This window comes from Acinetobacter sp. KAM396 (genome assembly GCF_021602765.1).
GTDB lineage: Bacteria > Pseudomonadota > Gammaproteobacteria > Pseudomonadales > Moraxellaceae > Acinetobacter > Acinetobacter towneri_A.
In genome coordinates, this window is sequence record NZ_BPPH01000002.1 from 22,216 (window position 1) to 43,135 (window position 20,920).

Annotated in this window: 20 protein-coding genes; 10 read left to right on the forward strand and 10 right to left on the reverse strand. The window is 43.1% G+C overall.

The genetic code is table 11. The features are described 5' to 3' along the window. The first annotated feature begins 13 nt into the window (after window positions 1–13). Entirely contained in the window at window positions 14–649 is a 636-nt protein-coding gene (locus L6C30_RS01535; protein WP_004974651.1) for a phospholipid-binding protein MlaC, read from the forward strand. Window positions 650–661: 12 nt separating this feature from the next. Beyond that, complete coding sequence (locus tag L6C30_RS01540) at window positions 662–949, forward strand: lipid asymmetry maintenance protein MlaB (protein ID WP_019836879.1); 288 nt, start codon at window positions 662–664, stop codon at window positions 947–949. A 118-nt stretch (window positions 950–1,067) separates the two neighbouring features. Here L6C30_RS01540 and L6C30_RS01545 read toward each other — a convergent pair whose 3' ends face one another. Next, window positions 1,068–2,081, reverse strand: coding sequence for a CorA family divalent cation transporter (locus L6C30_RS01545; protein WP_230245424.1), 1,014 nt, complete (start codon window positions 2,079–2,081; stop codon window positions 1,068–1,070). A 154-nt stretch (window positions 2,082–2,235) separates the two neighbouring features. Here L6C30_RS01545 and L6C30_RS01550 point away from each other — a divergent pair, with 154 nt between their 5' ends. Both L6C30_RS01550 and L6C30_RS01555 read left to right on the forward strand, forming a co-directional pair. Continuing rightward, window positions 2,236–2,838 carry a TIGR00730 family Rossman fold protein gene (locus tag L6C30_RS01550; RefSeq protein WP_019836877.1) on the forward strand — a complete coding sequence of 201 codons (603 nt, stop codon included), beginning with the start codon at window positions 2,236–2,238 and terminating at the stop codon, window positions 2,836–2,838. 1 nt (window position 2,839) lies between these two features. Beyond that, a complete protein-coding gene (locus L6C30_RS01555) occupies window positions 2,840–3,253 on the forward strand; it encodes an NUDIX domain-containing protein (RefSeq protein WP_019836876.1) in 414 nt (137 codons plus the stop codon). A gap of 78 nt (window positions 3,254–3,331) precedes the next feature. Here L6C30_RS01555 and L6C30_RS01560 read toward each other — a convergent pair whose 3' ends face one another. After that, the gene (locus tag L6C30_RS01560; RefSeq protein ID WP_236162857.1) at window positions 3,332–3,967 is read right to left on the reverse strand and encodes a ComF family protein; all 636 of its coding nucleotides are present in this window, start codon (window positions 3,965–3,967) and stop codon (window positions 3,332–3,334) included. An 18-nt stretch (window positions 3,968–3,985) separates the two neighbouring features. Further along, window positions 3,986–6,031, reverse strand: a complete 2,046-nt coding sequence (gene recG / locus L6C30_RS01565; protein WP_236162858.1) for an ATP-dependent DNA helicase RecG — start codon at window positions 6,029–6,031, stop codon at window positions 3,986–3,988. Window positions 6,032–6,067: 36 nt separating this feature from the next. Here recG and L6C30_RS01570 point away from each other — a divergent pair, with 36 nt between their 5' ends. Further along, window positions 6,068–6,901: an NAD-dependent epimerase/dehydratase family protein gene (locus tag L6C30_RS01570; RefSeq protein ID WP_236162859.1), complete on the forward strand. Its 834-nt coding sequence runs from the start codon at window positions 6,068–6,070 to the stop codon at window positions 6,899–6,901. Window positions 6,902–7,027: 126 nt separating this feature from the next. Here L6C30_RS01570 and plsB read toward each other — a convergent pair whose 3' ends face one another. Then, window positions 7,028–9,592, reverse strand: a complete 2,565-nt coding sequence (gene plsB / locus L6C30_RS01575) for a glycerol-3-phosphate 1-O-acyltransferase PlsB (RefSeq protein ID WP_236162860.1) — start codon at window positions 9,590–9,592, stop codon at window positions 7,028–7,030. A 304-nt stretch (window positions 9,593–9,896) separates the two neighbouring features. On the opposite strand from plsB, the gene L6C30_RS01580 reads away from it, so the two are divergent. Continuing rightward, complete coding sequence (locus tag L6C30_RS01580; protein ID WP_070153350.1) at window positions 9,897–10,769, forward strand: acyl-CoA thioesterase II; 873 nt, start codon at window positions 9,897–9,899, stop codon at window positions 10,767–10,769. Window positions 10,770–10,927: 158 nt separating this feature from the next. Continuing rightward, window positions 10,928–12,169: a dicarboxylate/amino acid:cation symporter gene (locus L6C30_RS01585; RefSeq protein WP_019836870.1), complete on the forward strand. Its 1,242-nt coding sequence runs from the start codon at window positions 10,928–10,930 to the stop codon at window positions 12,167–12,169. 78 nt (window positions 12,170–12,247) lie between these two features. Here L6C30_RS01585 and L6C30_RS01590 read toward each other — a convergent pair whose 3' ends face one another. The 6 genes from L6C30_RS01590 to L6C30_RS01615 all read right to left on the reverse strand — a co-directional run bounded on the left by L6C30_RS01590 (window position 12,248) and on the right by L6C30_RS01615 (window position 18,723). Continuing rightward, window positions 12,248–12,661 (reverse strand): VOC family protein, encoded by a 414-nt coding sequence (locus L6C30_RS01590; RefSeq protein ID WP_070153344.1) that lies wholly within the window; start codon window positions 12,659–12,661, stop codon window positions 12,248–12,250. Window positions 12,662–12,876: 215 nt separating this feature from the next. After that, window positions 12,877–13,767, reverse strand: a complete 891-nt coding sequence (gene yihA, locus L6C30_RS01595) for a ribosome biogenesis GTP-binding protein YihA/YsxC (protein ID WP_236162861.1) — start codon at window positions 13,765–13,767, stop codon at window positions 12,877–12,879. A 131-nt stretch (window positions 13,768–13,898) separates the two neighbouring features. Then, window positions 13,899–14,342 (reverse strand): Rrf2 family transcriptional regulator, encoded by a 444-nt coding sequence (locus L6C30_RS01600; RefSeq protein ID WP_070153338.1) that lies wholly within the window; start codon window positions 14,340–14,342, stop codon window positions 13,899–13,901. Window positions 14,343–14,434: 92 nt separating this feature from the next. Then, on the reverse strand, window positions 14,435–15,646 hold the full coding sequence (hmpA, locus tag L6C30_RS01605) for an NO-inducible flavohemoprotein (RefSeq protein ID WP_070153335.1): 1,212 nt from the start codon (window positions 15,644–15,646) through the stop codon (window positions 14,435–14,437). Window positions 15,647–15,885: 239 nt separating this feature from the next. Then, window positions 15,886–17,469 carry a helicase HerA-like domain-containing protein gene (locus L6C30_RS01610; RefSeq protein WP_236162862.1) on the reverse strand — a complete coding sequence of 528 codons (1,584 nt, stop codon included), beginning with the start codon at window positions 17,467–17,469 and terminating at the stop codon, window positions 15,886–15,888. 60 nt (window positions 17,470–17,529) lie between these two features. Beyond that, window positions 17,530–18,723, reverse strand: coding sequence for a PLP-dependent transferase (locus L6C30_RS01615; RefSeq protein WP_104852585.1), 1,194 nt, complete (start codon window positions 18,721–18,723; stop codon window positions 17,530–17,532). A 160-nt stretch (window positions 18,724–18,883) separates the two neighbouring features. Here L6C30_RS01615 and L6C30_RS01620 point away from each other — a divergent pair, with 160 nt between their 5' ends. From L6C30_RS01620 to rplC, 3 genes are all read left to right on the forward strand, one after another. Continuing rightward, on the forward strand, window positions 18,884–19,621 hold the full coding sequence (locus L6C30_RS01620) for a type 1 glutamine amidotransferase (protein ID WP_236162870.1): 738 nt from the start codon (window positions 18,884–18,886) through the stop codon (window positions 19,619–19,621). Between the two features lie 278 nt (window positions 19,622–19,899). Further along, window positions 19,900–20,211 (forward strand): 30S ribosomal protein S10, encoded by a 312-nt coding sequence (rpsJ, locus tag L6C30_RS01625; protein WP_000070912.1) that lies wholly within the window; start codon window positions 19,900–19,902, stop codon window positions 20,209–20,211. 59 nt (window positions 20,212–20,270) lie between these two features. After that, entirely contained in the window at window positions 20,271–20,909 is a 639-nt protein-coding gene (gene rplC, locus L6C30_RS01630) for a 50S ribosomal protein L3 (RefSeq protein WP_026438075.1), read from the forward strand. Window positions 20,910–20,920: the final 11 nt, after the last annotated feature.

Consider the following 20,920-nt stretch of genomic DNA (forward strand, 5'->3'; position numbering starts at 1 on the left):
AAGGAGATTGTCCGTGAAAACACTTTTAAAGCAAACTCTGGCGGTAAGTGTACTTTCGACCATGTTGGCAGGAACTGCATTTGCTGCACCTGCAGAGGCGCCACCAGCTTTTGTGAAAAAAGTTGCCGATAGCTTGATTGCACGTTTAAAAGCAGATCATGCTAAATTGCAGAACAATCCAGCATTGGTCAAAACGATTGTGCGTCAAAACCTTGATCCGTATGTAGATGCGCAAGCATTTACCCGTATTGTGATGGGTACTTATGCAACCAACCAATACAGTTCAGCAGCACAGCGCGCGCAGTTTGAGAAAAACTTCCGTGAAACTTTAATTGAGAATTATGGCACAGCGTTTGCGAAATTTAGCAACCAAAGCTACACCATGCGTCCTTATAAGGCGACCAACAGTAAGAACCCAGTGGTGACTATTGATTTCTTGCATAATGGTGAAAAAATTCCTGTGTCATTCCAGTTGGCAGATAAAGGTAGCCAATGGAAAATCCGAAACATTAACGTTTCGGGTATTGATTTAGGTTTGCAATTCCGTAACCAGTTCGCGGCAAACGTGAAGCGTAATGGTGGCAATATTGATAAAGCCATTGCAACCTTTAAACCAGATGCAGAAGCTGCGGTTGAAAAGAAAAAATAGGTTAGGTGTGGCGTGATTGAATTATCAAATCAGGAATTATGCGTTTCTGGAAAAATAGATTTCAGTAATGCAGAGCAATATTACCAAAAAGGTCTGCAGTTGATTCGTCAGCAGCAGTTACCTTTAGTGGTCAATTTGGCGCAGCTGCAACAGGGGAGCACTTTAGCTTTGGCTGTTTTGGTACAATGGTTGCGTCAGACACCTGAAGCCAAAGGCTTACAGTTTAAAGCGGTTCCTGAAAAAATGATGAAGATCATTCAAGCCTGTCATTTGCAAGATGATTTACAGCTGCTCGCCTAAACTGAAAAACCACCAAAAAGCACCTTCTTGTAAGGTGCTTTTTTATTGCGTTGAGTTTCTTGCTGTATTCAACAAGTAGGTGGGATTGCAAATCTCTTCTAAAGGAGTGAGCAAGGAATCAAATCCATTTTTTCCATCTAAAATAAATTAATGGGCCAATAAAGAAGCCTAATAAAATAATACTGACTACAATAAAACTGGTGGCCCCTTTGGCAAAAGGCAACACGTCGGTGTTCATGCCATAAACACTAGCAACCAGCATCGGTGGCGCTAACATACTGGGTAAAATCGAGAATCGACGAATGGTGTCGTTCTGTTCAGTGTTAATGAAGCCCGAAGTTGTGTCGAGTAAGAAACGTACTTTCTGGAATAAGAAGGCATCGTGTTCGACCAGTGAGCGTACATCTTCACTGAGTTCTCGAATGTCGGCATCATAAATATGACTGCCCAACGCGCGCGGACGTGCCAAAAAGGTCAGGACGCGACGTAAATCAATCAAACACAGTTGAGCTTTTCCAAGCATGTCTTCTAATTGTGCCAGTCGGGTAATCATGTCATCGAGGTCTAAAATTTGCTCACGATGACGGTTATTCAGAACTTCTGTGGAATATTTTTCTAAGTCCTTGTGGATATCTTCTAAGATATCCGCAAGTTCGTCTAGTTTGGCTTCAAGCAAGCCTAAAAGTACCCAAGTCGGGTCTTTATAATCAATTTCGTAGTCGTTACGTCGTGCACGCGCCCGAAATGCCCGAAATGCCACTAATTTTTCACCACGTAGGGTAAATAGGCGTTCTTTATGTAAAATAAAGGCAACGGTTTGTACGGTAGCTAAAATACTGGAATGATCTTCAGTTTCGCCATCGACTTGATAGTTTTTATTTTTCGTTAAAAAATAGGTGCTTATGTGTAAAATACCGTCATCATCACGGTAGAATCGCGCCGAAGATGAAATGTCTTCTAGAGACTTTAAAGTGGGTAAATTTTGTGAGTATGCGTCTAGTACCCATTGCTGTTCTTCTTGTGAAGGGGCAATGAGGTCAATCCAGACCAGATCTGGATGCAAATCAAAACCACCGTTAATGGTGGCATCTTCCAGACTACCGCGCTCTGTGGCATAAAAGGCTTCAAGCATTCGTCTTTTCTCCTTGCGCAGTATGGATTGTGTGGATGGGTGTATTTTAGACAAGGATCTTACTAAATACACTGCTCAGAATGCTATTTTATTTAAAAATCTCCCTGAAGTTTAATTTTATGGCATGACAGCCAGATAACATGGTGAAAAAATGATGTCGTCAATTGCTATTTTCTGTGGTTCTGCCTCAGGAAAAGATACTGTTTTTGTTGAAAATGCACGAAAAGTGGGGGAAACCCTGGCTGCACAAGACAAAACTTTAATTTATGGCGGTGGGCGCTCAGGCTTAATGGGGGTGGTGGCAGATAGTACTTTGGCAGCAGGCGGCCGTGCAATTGGCGTTATGCCTGAAAGTTTGGCAGAGTATGAATTGGCGCATCCGCATTTGACTGAATTATATATTGTTGAAAACATGCACGCCCGTAAAATAAAAATGTCAGAATTGGCCGAGGGCTTTATTGCTTTGCCAGGTGGTTCGGGAACGTTAGAAGAAATTTTTGAGCAATGGACGTGGGCACAATTAGGCATTCACTCGAAACCTTGTGCTTTTTTAAATGTTGATGGCTTTTATGATGATTTGCTGAAGTTTTTAAGACAGACCTCTGAAAAAGGTTTTACTCAGCCACGTTTTTGTGAGGCATTGATTGTATCGAACTGTATTGACAATATTTTACAGCGATTTGAACAATATCGTGCCCCTGAAATGAAATGGGGAGTGCCTGAGCTAGAGTGGGTGCAGCAGGAATTGGTGAAATAAAATGACTGAGATCAACAGCAACATTATTACCGTTGCTGCCGCAATAATTTTGAATGCAAAACATCAGTTATTGGTGGTACGTAAACAGCACACCGCATGTTTTATGCAAGTCGGTGGCAAGTTAGAACCTAATGAAGCACCTGAAATGACCATGTTGCGAGAAATTGCAGAAGAAATTGGCTGTCAGGCGAAAATTCAACAATTTATTGGTCGCTATGAAACAGCAACGGCCAATGAACCTGATTGCCGTTTAGTGAGTTATGTGTATTGGGTGCAGCTTGATCAGACCCCAAAAATTGCTGCTGAAATTGCTGAAATGAAGTGGGTGGATTTGGATGATCGAGATACTTTGTTGGCACCACTGACCCGTGAAGTGGTAATGCCGTGGTTAAGACAATATTTACAACTTGATTAGGCGTTATTGACCATTCGCGTATATTTTAAGTGCAACTTTCTTATAAATTGAGCATGCCTAACCGAATAGTTTTATATTTTATTCGGCACTGGCGAGACAAACCGCCTCGACTTTTTGACAGCCAAGCTTGAGTAATTGTTGTTTGAGTGCATGAATTGAACTGCCCGTTGTGACCACATCATCCACAATTAAAACCCGACGATAACGGATTTTAGGCGCAGCCTGAATTTGAAATTGCTGTTGGATGTCTTCTAATCGTTCTAAGCGACTTAAGCCTTTTTGCGCGTGCTTTTGCAAGCGGGTCACAGGCTGCCAAATAGGAACATCTAAATACCGCGCCAGTCCTTTTGCCAACAATAAAGATTGATTGTAACCGCGTTCAGTCAGGCGGGTAGAGGAAATTGGCATCGGTACAATGGCTTGAATTTTAGGATAAGACAATTGTTTCAGCGCACCTACCAAAAGCAGTTGGTATTGTAACTGCTGTTCATATTTAAATTGTTGAATGATGCGATTAATTGGATAGTGATAATCAAAGGCGACTTGAATCTGCATTTCTTGACGTTGTACTGCTTGGCTACGCCACGGTAATTCTTGCCAACAGGTTTGACAGACCGAATGTTGCCATTGCGTGTCGCTATGGCAGAGCTGACACGGTTGCAGTTGGCGCAGCCATTGTATGCCGCGTTGTGCTAGGTTGATTGGCTGAATCATCTTACGACTGCAATCCGTTTAAACATAGGCATAACGTGGTGCCTCAGGCAGCCAGCGTTTTAGCAAAGCTTCAGCATGCGCAGGATAATCTTTTAAAATTTGCTGTGCTACATGATGCGCCTGCGCCAGTAAATGATCATCCCGTTCCAGTTTGGCCACTCGAAAACCCATATCTCCTGTTTGTTTAGTTCCCAAGAGTTCTCCAGGGCCACGCAGTTCTAAATCTTTTTCTGCAATGATAAAACCGTCATTGGTTTCGCGCATAATCCGCAAGCGTTCTTGTCCATTTTGCGAAAGTGGATTTTTATACAATAAGGCACAAAAACTAGCTTTGGCACCACGTCCAACCCGTCCACGTAACTGATGTAGCTGTGAAAGCCCTAAACGCTCGGCATTTTCGATCACCATAATTGAAGCATTGGGTACATCGACCCCAACCTCAATGACTGTGGTGGCAATCAGTAACTGAAGTTGATTGTCTTTAAATTGCTGCATGACAGCTTGTTTTTCATCGGCTTTCATTTTGCCGTGTACCAGCCCAATATTCAGTTCAGGAAAACGTTCTTTAATTTCAGCAAAAGTCGCTTCGGCAGCTTGTGCATCTAAGGTTTCCGATTGTTCCACCAAGGTACAAACCCAATAAGCTTGTTTGCCTTCGGTACAATTGCTAGCAATCCGTTGCAGGACTTCTTCACGCCGATCTAGCGGAATGGTCACCGTTTGAATAGGCGTACGTCCTGGTGGTAGCTCATCAATCACCGAAGTATCCAAATCGCCATAGGCGGACATGGCTAAGGTTCGCGGAATAGGCGTTGCAGTCATCACCAATTGATGCGGTGTGGTGTGATTGGCGCCTTTATTACGCAAGGCTAGACGTTGATCAACCCCAAAACGGTGTTGTTCATCAATAATCACCAAACCCAGTTTGGCAAATTGTACATTGTCTTGAAACAGCGCATGTGTACCAACCACCAAATTGGCGCTACCATCTTGAATGCTCAGTTCAGCCGCTGCGCGTGCTTTGCCTTTTTGTTTGCCAGACAACCATGCCACTGTTAAGCCCAATGGTTCAAACCATTTTTGAAAGTTCAGATAATGTTGTTCTGCCAAAATTTCAGTCGGTGCCATCAGCGCAACTTGCCAACCTTCTTCTAGGGCATGACACGCCGCGACTGCAGCAACCAGCGTTTTACCTGCACCTACATCACCTTGAACCAAGCGCAGCATGGGTTTATTAGACTGCAAATCCTGCATGATTTCTTGCGAAACGCGTTGCTGTGCGCCTGTCATTTGAAATGGCATGTTACCGAGTAACGCAGGTGCTAGTTTTTGGCTTGGGGAAAATGCAGGTGAGGCAATTTGCTGAATATAAGCCCGTCGGGTCAGTAAACTGACTTGATGCGCCACTAATTCTTCAAAAATCAGGCGTTGCTGCGCAGGGTGAGAACCTTGTGCCAATTGCAGCATATTGGCATTCAAAGGTGGGTGATGAATATAATCTAGCGCCTGTTTGAGTGCATAACCATTGGTCATTTTTTTAGGCAAGAGTTCAGGCAAATCATCACTATGCTGTGCCAAGGCTTGTTTGACGTATTCGCGCAATTTGGCTTGGGTCAACCCATCGGTGCTTGGGTAAATGGCAGTCAGTTGGGTTTTAGGTAGTGGGGTATGTTCAGTGATCAGTTCTAATTCGGGGTGATACATTTCCAGACCACGCGCTCCAACCCGTACTTCGCCAAATACTCTTAAACGATTGCCGAGTTTGGCACGATCTGTAATGCCTTTATAAATATGATAAAAACGTAAGGTGATTTTGCCAAATTCATCTTCTAAATTGATTGCCATTGACTTGCGTTTACCGGGTGGAAAATCCACCCCTTTGACCACGCCTTCGAGTAAATAGCTGCGCCCCACATTTAATTGGTTCATGGGGATGATCGTGCTACGATCTTCATAGTCACGCGGTAGATGAAACAACAAATCATCTGTAGTGAAAATATTTAATTTTTCGAGTAATGCAGCAGAGGCAGAGCCTACCCCTTGCAACTGATGGACTGCAGCCATGTCCCCTCAACTTTAAATGCTATGATTAGGTGCTGAATGCATATTCTATTTATTGGTTATGGTAAAACATCGCAGCGTGTTGCAAAACAACTATTTACGCTCGGTCATCAAATTACCACAATTAGCCGCAGTCCGAAAACAGATCATGATATGACGCATCTGCTTCAGGATATTCAACAGCTCGATTTATCACAGATTCAACCTGTAGATGCCGTTTATGTATTGCTTGCACCGTCTCGGAATACTGCTTTAAGTTCTATAGAAACGTATCAACAGACTTATGTAAATTCTGTGCCGTCGATCGTCGCTGCATTAAAAGATCATCCTGTAAAACGAATTATTGTGGTGTCATCTACACGGGTGTATGGTGAAAACGCAGGTGAACGTATTGATGATGAGACTGTGCCTAAGCCCAAGGATGTGCAAGGGCAGTTGTTGTTGCAGATGGAACATTTGTGGCAACAGGCTTATCCTGAACAATGTGTGATTGTGCGTCCTTCGGGTATTTATGGCGCATCGGTTGCACGCATGCTCAAACTTGCAGAAAGCACGATAAGTTACCCAAATATACATTGGTCAAATCGAATTCATATTGATGATTTGGCAAGTTTTTTGGCATATTTGCTTCACGTGGAACATCCTGAACCAGTTTATATTTGCAGCAACAACCAAGCTCAGCCTTTGCACGAAATGATTTTAAAGATTCAGCGTGAATTCAATTTACCTGAGTTGGTGTTGGAAAGTATGCGTGAAACAGGGAAGCGGATTTTTGCTACTCGCATGGAGAAAATAGGATTTCAGCGCAAACATGAGGATTATTGTGATCATCTAAGAATTACTCAAAGTGATTCACCTGAAATCAAAGAATAAAAATTCTCTTGCTAGGAAAGGGCTAGCGAGAGGTGATTTTTAAAATCTCAAATATTGAGCTTTAATTCAGCCTCATCCCCAACTGTCTGCCTGAGCCATTTATGGCGTAAGAGAAGAACCTTAAAATTACTTCTTCTTACGTTTCAAACGTTTCTTCGCCTGTTGTGCAGCAAGTGCTTCTAACGCCTCACGCAATTCTTCATCGCTAAAGGTGGTGATGTGTTGTAGCATCTGCAAAGTCACATCGTCCAACACTAAATTGGCATATTGTGCGACGTTTTTAAAGTTGTCATCAAACACGATCGCATTGTCACTGTTGGTGCTGATATAACCTTGCTGGGTCAAGACTTTAATAAAGCTCTGGAACAAGGCTTTGTCAAAGAATTCAGGTGAGTTGAATTCATACAGCACTGATAAACGCTGACCGACCAAATGGCTCAATTCTTCGACCTGACGTGCCGAAATATTGCCTGAGCCGCGTTGTGTAATCAGCGCCAGCGTCATGTAATAGCGCTCTAAACTTTGCATTACAGGTGCAGCCAAGACCACCAATTGGTTGTGATCTTCACTGTTTGGAGCAGGAGAAATCAAATTGCCTTCTGTATCTTCAGAAATCAATTTGGCCTGAATTAAAGCTTCTACATAAGCACAAATCCGTTCTTTGAGTTCCTGATCTTGCCATTTTAAGAATAGCTCAGCTTTCAGGAACGGATACAAGGTGCGAATGACATTGATGAGATCGCCACGACGAATAGAACCATTGTGTTTCACTAACGCAGCAATTAATGATGGCAAGACAAAGGCATGCAAAATATTGTTGCGGAAGTAGGTGAGTAACACTGCCTGATTGTCTTCAATCGCGATAATATCGCCCAGAACATGTTGCACGCGTTTAATCAGTTTGAGTTTTAAGCCGTAGGCAATAATTTCTTTGCCTGACAATGGCGTGACTTGAGTGCGCTCATCATAAGGCAGGGCAGTGAGCAGATTACGGTAAGTGTCTAACTGCTTCACACAAATTTCTTCATCCAAGGTATGTTTTGGTGTTGCCAGTAAAATCAGTGATAACAAGGATACTGGGTTAATCACTGCAGCACGGTTAATGTTTTCCAAAATCGCATGTGCAGATGTGTTTACTGCATCTGACACTTGTGGCGGAATTGGATCATCATTTTTTTCAATGCTGATATGTTCTGCATCGTGTTGTTTCAGTACTTCATCTAAAAATACAGGTTCGCCAAAGTTGACATGCACCTTGCCAAAAATCCGTTCAATCTTGCGCATGGTTTTTAAAATGCCGATGAGCGATTCAGATTCTTTTGGCTTGCCTTGCATTTCACCCACATAGGTTGAGCCTTCCATCAGGCGCTCATAGCCAATATATGTTGGTACAAAAGCAATCGGTTTAGCACGACCACGTAAGTGACTGTGAATGGTCATGGCCAACATGCCCGTTTTAGGGGGTAGCAAACGGCCTGTACGTGAACGTCCACCTTCAATAAAGTATTCAAGCGGTGTGTTACGCGACAAAATACTGAATAAATACTCTTTAAAGACGGTGGTGTATAAGCCATTGCCACGGAAAGTACGACGGATAAAAAACGCACCACCACCACGGAGCAATTGACCTACAAATGGCATGTTGAGGTTATCGCCCGCAGCAATGTACGGCACCATCATGCCGCGTTTGTAAATCACATAAGACAGCAACAAATAGTCGATATGACTGCGGTGACATGGGGTGTAGATAATTTCATAGTCTTTGGCCAGTTCGCGCACGGTACTGAAATTATGTACTTCCACGCCATCGTATAATTGTGTCCATAAGCGGGTCAGTGCCATATCGGCAAAGCGTACCGCTGCATGAGAATAGTCCGACACAATTTCATTTAAATAGCCAATCGCACGACGCTCGGCTTCAATCACGCTAATTTTACTGCGCAAACTTTCACGACGAATGGCATCTTGCACATCGGGAGATTTGATTAGACTGAGCATCACATTGCGGCGGTCAGACAAGTCTGGGCCAAGTACGACTTCACGCTGTCCATCTAAGTAATTATTTAGCGTGTTGACAATAAAGGTCGCAGGCGACAGGTTTGGATGCTCAGTTTTGGCATGTTCAATTAAAGCACGTAATGATTGCGGTTCGTGAAATTCCAAATAAGACTGACGACCATGCACCCCAATATTCATTAACTGCTTGACTGTACCAGGCGTTGCCCAAGTATCGGTAAACAGCAGTTTAAACCACGAATCTTCTTTGTCTGGAGAACGTCCCCACAATACGGTCACAGGGATCAGTTCAATATCAATTTCTGGGTGTTGTTCTAATTGTTCAATTAAACGTAACAAGCGTGGCGGAAAAGCATAAGGTGGTGGATTGAGTAGGTTGTTCTCATCGTGATGTTGTAAAAACAGAATCGAGGCTTTTTCCTTATGTGAGCCGATCACTAAAGGGTCAAGCGCAGGCGTGAGTTTTAAGCGACGTGTTTCGCCATCGACCACCAAAGCATTGCTGCGTGAGTGATTTTGCAAGACATAGCAGGTTATCTTGGTGCGAGTAGCGTCTGAGTCTGCATTTTGCGCATCCTTGACAGGGACTTCACCCAAAACATGCGGTGTCACCACAAGGTCAAGCAGCTTACCAGAAAGCTGACGATACATTTGACCAAAACCACGCTTGGACATACTCACTCCTATTTCATCACCTAAGTCCCTAGCCAGTAGGGAATTTATTTTGCGTCATTGTATCTAATAATGGCGCTGCATTTTTAGATAATTTGCATAAATATTGTTAGATTTTATCGTTAAAAATCGTATTTTTAGCAAAATTAATCGGCTAAGTTGTGACACAGTGGTCAGTCTTGGATGGATAAAAGACGCAGAATGTATGGCAAAATAGCAGGCTTGAAAGCGTCATCTTATTTTGACGATTTATTTTTTCATCGACGTCGATCCTGCATCCCAAATTTCCGCCATACATAGGTTAGTTATGAACGCACTCACACAAGAGCTTGTTGAACTTCTTTGTTTAGAAAAGTTAGAAGAAAATATCTACCGAGGTATCAGTCGTAACTTGGTGGGTAAACGTGTTTTTGGTGGACAGGTTTTGGGACAGGCTTTACGTGCTGCATCCTATACCACTGACCGTCCTGCGCACTCATTGCATGCCTATTTCTTGTTTGGTGGCGATGTCAACGCACCTATTATTTATGAAGTTGACCGTTTGCGTGATGGTAAAAGTTTTTCTAGCCGTCAAGTGCGTGCGATTCAGCATGGACGTACCATTTTTACTGGGATGGTGTCCTTTGCACCGCTAGAAGAAGGCTTGAATTATCAAATTTCAGAGCCTAACTATCCTGCGGCAGAATCCTTAAAAAACGAAGCGGAACTCAAACAGCATATTGTCGAGTTTGTGCCTGAAAACGTGCGTGCCAGTTTTATGCGTGATCGCTTGGTGGAGATTCGTCCGATTAATCCGACTAATCCGTTTATCCCACAGCCTGAAGCCCCTGCTTACGCACACTACATCCGCACTCATGACACAATTTCGCCAGAGGTTGATGAAGTGTCTTTGCATCAGGCGATTGCTGCATTCTATTCAGACTTCACGTTAATGACCACAGCGCTGCGCCCGCATGGTTTGAGCTATTTATCGCCAAGTTTACAATGTGCCAGTATTGATCATAGCATGTATTTCCATAAACCGTTCCGTGTGGATGACTGGATGCTGTACGACATGGAAGCCACCATTAGCTCCAGTTCGCGAGGTTTGAACTTTGGTCGAATGTGGCAAAATGGTGAATTGGTGTGTAGCACCAGTCAGGAAGGACTGATTCGTTTACGTGAAATCGAAACGCAATAAATATAGCCTTTTATAATCTAGAATCATCAGCCGACATTCGAGTCGGCTTTTTTATTCTTGAGGCGTGATCTCAATCTTGTCAAAGTAGAAAAAAATACTCGATTCAATTTAGGCCACATGGCATAGTCCATACATCACATTAAAAAATTCAATTGCGTATGAGCCTCAATACACAAATTCTAATTGCCGCAATTTTGGGCGTGGTGTTTGGTTTTGTTCTGAATCTATTTCCAGATAGCACTTTTTTTAGCGCCAGTTTGTATGGCGTTGGTTTGATGAGCAGTATTTTTATTGGTTTATTAAAAATGTTACTCATACCGCTGATTTTCAGCTCAATTGTGGTCGGCGTGTCGAACTTACAGGCTGTGGGACAATTGAGTCGGGTCTGGAAAATTACGTTGGCATGCTGTGTCACCACCACGACGTTGGCTTTAATTTTAGGTTTGGCATGTGCCCATTTATTTGCAGTCGGTAAAGGCGTAGATATTTTGATGTTTCAAGATGCTATGGCACAACATCAAACCCCAGACACCCTAACCCCGTCATCGTTTTTTACCAATTTTATTCAAAACACCTTAATTAATCCGTTTAAAGCTTTTGCCGAGGGTAATGTTTTGGCGGTGGTGATTTTTGCTTTATTGGTGGGTGTGGCATTGGTCAAAGGCGGGGAGCACTTTAAAACGGTGCGTAAACTCAGTCAGCAATTTTTTGAAATCATGATGTTGATGATTGGCTGGGTAATGAAACTGGCGCCTTTGGGGATTTTTGCCTTATTGGCGAAGTTGGTTGCAACCGAAGATATTTCAGTCCTGAGTCGTTTGGCAGAATTTGCTGCGGTGGTCACAGGCACCACAATTTTTCATGGTGCGGTAGTCTTACCTTTGCTACTGTGGATATTTGGCAAAATGGATCCGATCACTTTTTTTAAAGGTACACGTGCTGCCTTAATTACGGCTTTTGCCACCAGTTCTAGTTCTGCGACTATGCCACTTTCGATGAAATGTGCACAGGAAAATTTAGGTGTGCGTCCGCAAACCGCAGGCTTTGTGATTCCGCTGGGTACGCAACTGAATATGGATGGTACGGCACTGTATGAAGCCGCAGCGGCGTTGTTTGTTGCCAATTTAATGGGGTTGGATTTAAGTTTAGGGCAGCAGTTAATTGTCTGTGCCACAGCCATGATCGCTTCTTTGGGTGCACCTGGTATTCCAAGCGCAGGTATGGTGACGATGATTATGGTATTGCAATCTGTGGGCTTGCCTGCAGAAGCGATTGCGATTTTATTGCCAATCGACCGTTTGTTGGATACCGTGCGTACTGTGGTCAATGTACAGGGCGATATGATGATTAGTGTGGTGGTCGATCGGCATACTCGTGATGACCCTGCGCTTCATTCCTGATATTGGGTTTAAAATCGAATCAAGTTTTCGGCATCATGCGATTTTATTGCAGTGGATAAAAGTATGATCCAAAGCAGATTAATCCCAACAAGGGTTGTAGACCACTTCCCAAACATGACCATCTAAGTCCTGAAAATAACCTGCATAACCACCGTAAAAGGTGCTCTGTGCAGGTTTTAAAATTTTTGCACCTGCATTTTGTGCTTGTTTCAATACCTGATCGACCTCAAGGGGACTATGCACATTATGTCCTAATGTGATCTGTGCGGCATTGCTGGCTGTACCTGTCAAGCCTGTATCTTGTTGCAGACTCTGTTTCGACCATAAAGCCAGTTTTAAGCCAGCTTGCAGTTCAAAAAAGACCACCGCACCTTGTTCAAATTCTTGCCCAATAATGCCTTCAGTCGCAAGTCCTAAGCCGTCGCAGTAAAAATCGAGTGCACGTTGTAAATCTTCTACCGCTAAGGTAATCACTGAAATGTGTGCCTGCATGTTTGATCTCCTTATCTCATGTCATTATTGAAGTGGCTAATTGTTATGATCTTGACAGTAGGGCATTTCTTGAGGGGTTGTAAAGTGCAACTTTAGTGGTGAGGCAAATTGTGATTACGCTGTAAAATGTAGGTGTAAATGTAAATAAAAAGTCCTATTCGAGATTGAACGAATAGGACTTTATTTGATAGACCAATAGTCAGTAATTTAATGGATTATTTGGTTTCAGTATCAGATGTGGTTGGATCTTCAGTTTCTAAAAATTCAGGCTGATCAACATCAACATCAACATCAACATCAACATCAACATCAACATCAACATCAACATCAACATCAACATCATGGCCAGTTGCTTCTGGAATGTTGTCTAAATCAAATTGATGCGCTTGTTCTAAGGTAAAGTTCAAACGTCCACCCATCACACTTGCCAGCTCTTCCAAGCCTTGCTTGTTGAGTGATGAAAATAATTGAATCGAGAAATCCAGTTTCATCTTTTTCAACTGCTGTTTGACTTCAAGCAATACTTTATTGGCAGGACCGCGGTTGAGTTTGTCCGATTTGGTGAGCAATACATGCACGAATAATTTACGCGAATACGCCCATTCCAGCATCATCACATCAAAATGTTGTAGGGGATGGCGAATATCCATTAGTAACACCAAGCCTTGTAAGCTTTTACGATGAATCAAGTAATTTTCGAGTTCTTTTTGCCACACAATTTTCATGGCTTCAGGTACGGCTGCATAACCATAACCAGGTAAATCGACCAAACGCTGTTCAGGGTTGCCCAAACTAAAGAAGTTGATCATTTGGGTGCGACCTGGTTTTTTAGAAGCCCGCGCCAATTGTTTTTGATTGGTTAGCGCATTAATTGCACTGGACTTTCCTGCATTAGAACGTCCTGCAAAAGCCACTTCGTAGCCAGTATCTTCTACACATAAATTCAGTTTAGGCGCACTCATCAAAAACTCGGCTTTACGCAGCCAGTTTAAGGCGCGAACAGAGTATTCAGTAATGGCAGGGTCTACTTTTTTCTCGTAGCTAATTTTCTGCCGTGGCTGTGCTGCCGCCTTACTGTTTTTCGATTTTCCTCTGCTGTGGTGCATAACTTAACTTCAATTCATGGTCTACAAACAGGCATTATAAAGCAAGTCATACAGGCAAGCGACCTTTGCGCCCTGCAAGCCCGAAAAAAGCAACATCTAGGATGATATTGCTTTAGCGGTTTAAACTGCTTTTAAAGATGGATCAGCGGAATTGGAGATTGTGAGCTGAACTCTAAATTGGGGACAGGCTGTAATACTTCACTTAAACTGTATTGATCTAAGCTTTGATAAAACTGTTCCATTGCCTGATTGAGAATGCCTTTTAGTCCACATTGCGCACGTAGCACGCAGGGCGGGGAATTACATTCTACAATTTGATTTTCACCTTGCAGGATTCTCACTACTTGACCTAAACGTAAAGGCAGTGTTTCAGGATGCAAACGAATCCCGCCACCTTTGCCACGTGTGGTAATGAGCCATCCTTGCTTACCCATAAAGTGCACAATTTTAACCAGATGGTTCTGGGAAACATGCAAATCCTGTGCAATTTCCGCAATGGTATAGGGTACATCTCGTGGACGCGAGATATACATTAAAATACGCAGCGCATAGTCGGTGAATTTATTTAATTGCATGATCGCACAGATATTTTTTTAAAATACAAATAAATTAAGGCTAGTCTAGCATAACTAGATTAGCCTTACCTATTGGCTTTTAACGCTTTGGATTAGTGGCGAACACCACCTGTACCAAACGCTTCGCTATGGATTTGTTCATCTTTGATGCCACGCGCAAGTAAAGCTTTGCGCTGTTCTGCCATGAATGGCATAGGACCACATAAGTAGTAATCTGCATCGGCTGGTAATAATGCTGCATCTACAGTGCTGAGGTCTAAACGGCCTGCAACATCGTAATCTTGACCCAGTACATCACCTTCGTTCGGGAACTCATACGCAGTCAACGTATGAATACGTGGACATTTCGCAGTTAAGTCTTGTAGATGCTGTTTCATGGCATGTACTTGTTTGCTACGACATGCGTGAATGAACGTCACAGGTTGTGGTACATCTAAAGTCACCAATTGGTTCAACATCGCAATCATTGGGGTTAAGCCAACGCCGCCACTAATGAAGACATTACGTTTGTTACTGTCGATGAGGAAGAAGTTACCTGTTGGTGCAGACACTTCAACTTCAGAACCTTCTGGTAATTGGTGCAATACGTTTGATACCCAACCTGCCACTTTATCTGCACCATTGCCTGGCTCACGTTTTACAGAAATACGTAAGTAATCTTGTTGTGGGCTAGTCGATAGTGTGTATTGACGTGGTTGCTTCAAGCCAAGTTCAGGAACAAATACGCGTACTGAAATATATTGACCTGCTTCATATTTTGGTAAATCGCCACCATCTACTGGCTCGAAGTAAATAGAGGTGATTTCGTCACTTTCTACCACTTTCTTGGCAATTTTAAAGTTGCGCCAGCCTAACCAGCTACCTTTAGTTTGTTGATGCTGTTCGTAGATTGCACGTTCCGCATTAATAAATACCTCAGCCAATTGACCGTAGGCTGCTGCCCAAGCATCAATCAGTGGATCTTCCATCGAAATATTCAACACTTCACTAATAGAATGCAGCAGGTTTTCGCCCACAATATTATAGTCAGGTGCTTGAATGTTTAAGCTCACGTGTTTGTGGGCAATCAGCTCAATGACAGGTGCAAGTACAGATGGATCTTCAATATTTTCAGCATAAGCCAATACAGCACCTGCAAGCGCTTGAGCCTGCGCACCACTACGTTGGTGACCCATGTTAAAGGTTTCTTTTAGATCAGGATTATTCCCCAACATGCGATTATAGAAATAACCTGTGAGTGCGACACCATTTTCACGCAGTACAGGAACAGTTGCTTTTACAAGGTCAATTTGCTGTGGAGTCATGTTCGATCTCTCATGGCTGTTATTTATAAGATGTATTTAAAATATATCTTATAAATAAGGATTGCAACCAATTTTTGGAAAAACCTTAAAAAAATTATGTATTATAAGAATATCCCATAATTTTTAAAGTTTTTATGGAGTTTGTAGATGTGACAGCGAGAGGTTTTTAAGTGTTCATTCAGGTTTTGGGTGGTGCATCCATGAATGAAATTTATACAAACCTCATCGTTTATAACATGCTATTTCTTACCAAATAATGACCCTAACAAACCTCGTACAATTTTCTGCCCAGTAGAACCGCCTAAGCTACGTGCTGCACTTTTGGCAAAGGTTCCCACAATATCCTGAGTCAGTTTTTCACGCTGTTTGGCAGCGCGTTCTACTTCTTTTTGCTGTTCACGGGCTAGACGCTCTTGCTCGCGCGCTTGTTGTTTGGCGAGTGCTTCGGCTTCTTTAGTCTCTTGCTTGGCGCGAGCTTCAGCTTCCTTGGCTTCAATTTTTGCTTGTTCTGCTGCTGCCGCTTGTTGCTGACGTTGCTCAACTTTTTGTTGCAGCATTTCATAAGCACTTTCACGATCTAGCTGCTGCTCATACACGCCTGCAATGACACTTTGGCTGATACAGGCTTGTCGTTCTTCTGTGCTGATTGGGCTAAACGATGAGTAGGGCGGCATTACCCAAGCACGTTCTACAATTTGCGGTGTGCCTTGTTCATCTAAGCAGCTAATTAAGGCTTCACCTACCGCAAGTTCGGTAATGGCTTGTTCAACTTTAAAATCTGGGTTAGCGCGGAATGTATCTGCGGCAGTTTTTACTGCTTTTTGGTCTTTGGGTGTAAAAGCACGTAAGGCATGCTGAACGCGGTTACCCAATTGTCCCAATACGCTTTCAGGCAAGTCCAGCGGGTTTTGGGTCACAAAATAAATCCCCACGCCTTTAGAGCGAATCAGGCGTACCACTTGCTCAATTTTTTCTTGCAGGGCTTTGCTGGCATTGTCAAATAACAAGTGTGCTTCATCAAAAAAGAACACCAGCTTTGGCTTGTCCATATCGCCCACTTCAGGCAATTGTTCAAACAGTTCCGATAACATCCATAATAAAAAGGTGGCGTACAGTTTTGGTGTGTTCATGAGTTTGTCTGCAGCCAAGACATTAATATTGCCGCGTCCCTGACTATCGGTCTGAATAAAATCCAAAATATCCAAACTCGGCTCACCAAAGAATTTGTCACCGCCCTGATCGGCTAAAGCCAGTAAATTACGCTGAATTGCACCTAAACTGGCTGGAGAAAGATTGCCATACTCGGCTTTAAATTCACTGGCATGTTCACTGACATAGGTCAGCATGGCTTTTAAATCTTTAAAATCGATCAGCAATAAACCCTGATCATCGGCAATACGGAATACCGCAGACAACACACCCTCTTGGGTGTCATTCAAGTTCAGCATTTGCGCCAATAATAATGGGCCAATTTCAGAAATGGTGGTGCGAATCGGGTGGCCTTGTTCGGCAAATAAGTCCCAAAACACTACAGGTGATGCAGCAAATGGAATACTTTCAATGCCTAAGCTTTGAATACGTGCTTTAAACTTAGGACTGCTGCTACCTGCTTTGGCAAGACTAGATACATCACCTTTAGCATCGGCCAAAAATACAGGCACGCCAATGCGGGAAAAGTTTTCTGCTAAGACTTTAAGCGTGACAGTTTTACCTGTACCTGTTGCCCCTGCAATTAACCCATGGCGGTTGGCAAATTGAGAATGTAAAACCACATCTTGTTGAACATCGGCAGTTTTTTTAGCAATGACGATGGCTGTACTCATATTTTATCCTTAATCTGTCACTATTATTAAAATTGAAAGTATTGACGTCAGACCTAATTTTTAGGGATTGGGCAAATGCTGCAAGGCTTGCTGAATATCTTGAATTAAATCTGCAGGATGTTCTAGCCCAATACAAAAACGCACTAATAATCCCTCAGCCAAGTGAGAGTGCGCTAGGGTACGCATGGAATTGAGACCGTAAAGCATCACCAAGCTTACAGGGCCGCCCCAGCTAAAGCCGAGCTTAAATAAAGATAAAGCATCGCAGAATTGACGTACAGCGGCTAAATCATATTCAGGCTTAAAAATTACGCTAACCAAACCTGCACTGTGCCCATCGCGACAAATTTCTTTCCAATACACATGCCCTGCAGATGTGGCATCGGCAGGATGCAACACCTGAGCAAATTGCGGTTGTACTTTTAGCCAGTTGAGTAAATCAATCGTACTTTTTGCTTGGTGCTCATAACGTAGTTGCATAGATGCCAGACTGCGCTGAACTTGTGCAACATCATCGCCCGACACACAAATGCCTTGAATTGCATGCATACGGAATAATTGATGATGCAAATGCTGATCGCGTGTCACCACCGACCCCATTAAAATATCGCCACCACCACTTGGGTATTTGGTCAAGGCATGCACGCTGATATCGATACTTAAATGTTCATCACCAAAGTCGAAAGCATTAAATGCTAAGCCCGCACCCCAGGTATTATCTAAAGCGGTGAGGATATTCTGTGCCTTGGCTTTTTTGACTAAAGCGGTGAGGTCAGGAAACTCCAGTGTGACGGAGCCTGCTGCTTCCAGCCAAATGAGTTTGGCTTTTTCAGAGGGTTGAAAGCTTGTGGCATCAATCGGGTTATACACCTGAACTGTAATGCCGTAACGCTGCTCTAAATTACGCAAATGCTCCATGTTAGGGCCGTAAATATTGTCGGCCACCCAAACTTCATCGCCATAACTTAAAAAACAGGAATTGACCAAATTGATTGCAGACAAGCCGCTAGGCGCCAGTAAGCAATATTGCCCGCCTTCTATTTGTGCAATCTGATCACCAAGCGTAAAGGTGGTGGGTGTGCCATGCGTACCATAACTATAGTCATAAGCGTCGGTCCAATGGCGGTTAAATAAGGCATCGGTGTTTTCAAAAATAATGGTCGATGCACGAAATAGGGGAGGTTGTACACTCGAAATATATTGTGGGGCACGTCTTGGTGCATGAATTAAAGCAGTTTGAGCATTTTTTTTCACAGGTTCACTCAGGTAAATCAGTCTGTATTGGCTTTAGCTTAAGAGAAACACAGACTTTAGGCTATAAAAAAGCGGAACTGTTTAAAAATACAACATGACTGTTGAAGTTGGCGCTATTTTTGCAGAAGCTCAGGGGTAGACATGAGAAAGGGTGAGTAAAATGCAAGCGCCATTAAGAGTGCATTATTTTCAGCACATTGCTGGAGAAGGGTTCGGAAGTTGCTATTCCTATTTAAAGCAGATGCAGGCACAAATCAGTGCAACAGAATTTTTTGCCTTGCCGCCAGAACAAAATATCGAAATTGAAGCCTTGCCACGGGTAGAAGATGTCGATTTGTTGATTGTGATGGGCGGCGCCATGAGTGTAAACGATGAGGCAAATTTCCCATGGTTGAAAATAGAAAAACGCTGGATTCGTCGCTATTTGTCTCTGGGTAAGCCTGCAATTGGTTTGTGTCTGGGTGGGCAATTAATTGCTAATGCACTTGGCGCAGCAGTCAGTCGTAATCCTGAACAAGAACGTGGTTGGCATGATGTGTATAAGGTCAGTGATGTACCTGCTTCCTGTTTTGAGCTGCCTGATCAAATTAAGGTGATGCAATGGCACGGTGAAACCTTTGAACTGCCTAAAGGTGCTATACGCTTAGCAACTAACCCCGTTTGTACCAATCAGCTCTATCAAATAGGCAACCATGTCCTCGGTTTTCAGTTCCATCCTGAAATCACCCCACAGGTCCTGCAACTGTTTTTAGATAATGATGCGGAGAAAAATATCTTTTCTGGCGCGTATGTACAAGCGGCCGATGAATTGAAACGCAGCACAGGTCGTCAGTTTCAGCCGGGTAATCAATTACTAAATCGAGCAATTGATTATTTACTCGCACAAACAAACACTTGAGAGCTAATGGCTGGAATTGATCTATCATTAAATTGGTAGAACATGAAAAATAAAGCAATAAAGGCTAAAAGGGATTTGCTTATGCATTAAACAATCGTTATAATGGGCGACCCTTTATGCAAGGGGGTTAACTGCGAAGAAAGTAGTTAACATCGTGACAGTCGTGGCATCGATCATGACCTTAGTGATAATTCACTGCCTTTGACACTTGCCTTAAATTAGTGGGGTGAGATGCGTCAAGGGTGATTCTTTATATATTTGGCTTGGAGTTAACTGGTATGTCTAACCAGAGAATTCGTATCCGTTTGAAGTCTTTTGATCACCGTCTGATTGATCAATCTGCTCAAGAAATCGTAGAAACCGCTAAGCGTACTGGCGCACAAGTGTGTGGTCCAATCCCGATGCCAACTCGCATCGAACGCTTCAACGTTTTAACATCACCACACGTAAATAAAGATGCGCGTGACCAGTACGAAATTCGTACTTATAAGCGTTTGATCGACATCGTTCAACCTACAGATAAAACTGTTGATGCGTTGATGAAATTAGATCTAGCAGCTGGTGTTGATGTTCAGATTGCATTGGGTTAAGGCTTTCGGTTAATTAACACTCTAAGTTAATTAGGCCGCTTTTTTAGAGGTTTATGCACATGGCTATTGGTTTAGTCGGTCGCAAGTGCGGTATGACCCGTATCTTTACAGATGCTGGTGTTTCTGTACCTGTTACAGTGATTGAGGTTGATCCTAACCGCATCACTCAAATCAAAACGCTTGAAACAGATGGTTATCAAGCAATTCAGGTTACTACTGGTGAACGTCGCGAATCTCGCGTAACTAACGCTCAGAAAGGTCACTTCGCTAAAGCGGGTGTTGCTGCTGGTCGTTTAGTTCAAGAATTTCGTGCTACAGAAGCTGACCTTGAAGGTCGTGAAGTTGGCGGAACTATCGGTGTAGATTTGTTCACAGTAGGTCAGATCGTTGACGTTACTGGTCAGTCTAAAGGTAAGGGTTTCCAAGGTGGTGTTAAGCGTTGGAACTTCCGTACTCAAGACGCTACTCACGGTAACTCTGTTTCTCACCGTGTTCTAGGTTCTACAGGTCAAAACCAGACTCCTGGTCGCGTATTCAAAGGCAAAAAAATGGCTGGCCATTTAGGTGCTGAACGCGTAACTGTACAGGGTCTTGAAATTGTATCTATCGACACAGAGCGTTCAGTTCTTGTTGTTAAAGGTGCGATTCCTGGTGCGACTGGTGGTGACGTAACTGTACGTCCTACGATCAAGGCTTGAGGGGAAATAAC

Coding starts and splice junctions, on each gene's coding strand:
- L6C30_RS01545 (WP_230245424.1), bottom strand. CDS start 2,081: ATGCTTGAAGCCTTTTATGCCACAGAGCGCGGTAGTCTGGAAGATGCC.
- L6C30_RS01550 (WP_019836877.1), top strand. CDS start 2,236: ATGTCGTCAATTGCTATTTTCTGTGGTTCTGCCTCAGGAAAAGATACT.
- L6C30_RS01555 (WP_019836876.1), top strand. CDS start 2,840: ATGACTGAGATCAACAGCAACATTATTACCGTTGCTGCCGCAATAATT.
- L6C30_RS01560 (WP_236162857.1), bottom strand. CDS start 3,967: ATGATTCAGCCAATCAACCTAGCACAACGCGGCATACAATGGCTGCGC.
- recG (WP_236162858.1), bottom strand. CDS start 6,031: ATGGCTGCAGTCCATCAGTTGCAAGGGGTAGGCTCTGCCTCTGCTGCA.
- L6C30_RS01570 (WP_236162859.1), top strand. CDS start 6,068: ATGCATATTCTATTTATTGGTTATGGTAAAACATCGCAGCGTGTTGCA.
- plsB (WP_236162860.1), bottom strand. CDS start 9,592: ATGTCCAAGCGTGGTTTTGGTCAAATGTATCGTCAGCTTTCTGGTAAG.
- L6C30_RS01580 (WP_070153350.1), top strand. CDS start 9,897: ATGAACGCACTCACACAAGAGCTTGTTGAACTTCTTTGTTTAGAAAAG.
- L6C30_RS01585 (WP_019836870.1), top strand. CDS start 10,928: ATGAGCCTCAATACACAAATTCTAATTGCCGCAATTTTGGGCGTGGTG.
- L6C30_RS01590 (WP_070153344.1), bottom strand. CDS start 12,661: ATGCAGGCACACATTTCAGTGATTACCTTAGCGGTAGAAGATTTACAA.
- yihA (WP_236162861.1), bottom strand. CDS start 13,767: ATGCACCACAGCAGAGGAAAATCGAAAAACAGTAAGGCGGCAGCACAG.
- L6C30_RS01600 (WP_070153338.1), bottom strand. CDS start 14,342: ATGCAATTAAATAAATTCACCGACTATGCGCTGCGTATTTTAATGTAT.
- hmpA (WP_070153335.1), bottom strand. CDS start 15,646: ATGACTCCACAGCAAATTGACCTTGTAAAAGCAACTGTTCCTGTACTG.
- L6C30_RS01610 (WP_236162862.1), bottom strand. CDS start 17,469: ATGAGTACAGCCATCGTCATTGCTAAAAAAACTGCCGATGTTCAACAA.
- L6C30_RS01620 (WP_236162870.1), top strand. CDS start 18,884: ATGCAAGCGCCATTAAGAGTGCATTATTTTCAGCACATTGCTGGAGAA.
- rpsJ (WP_000070912.1), top strand. CDS start 19,900: ATGTCTAACCAGAGAATTCGTATCCGTTTGAAGTCTTTTGATCACCGT.
- rplC (WP_026438075.1), top strand. CDS start 20,271: ATGGCTATTGGTTTAGTCGGTCGCAAGTGCGGTATGACCCGTATCTTT.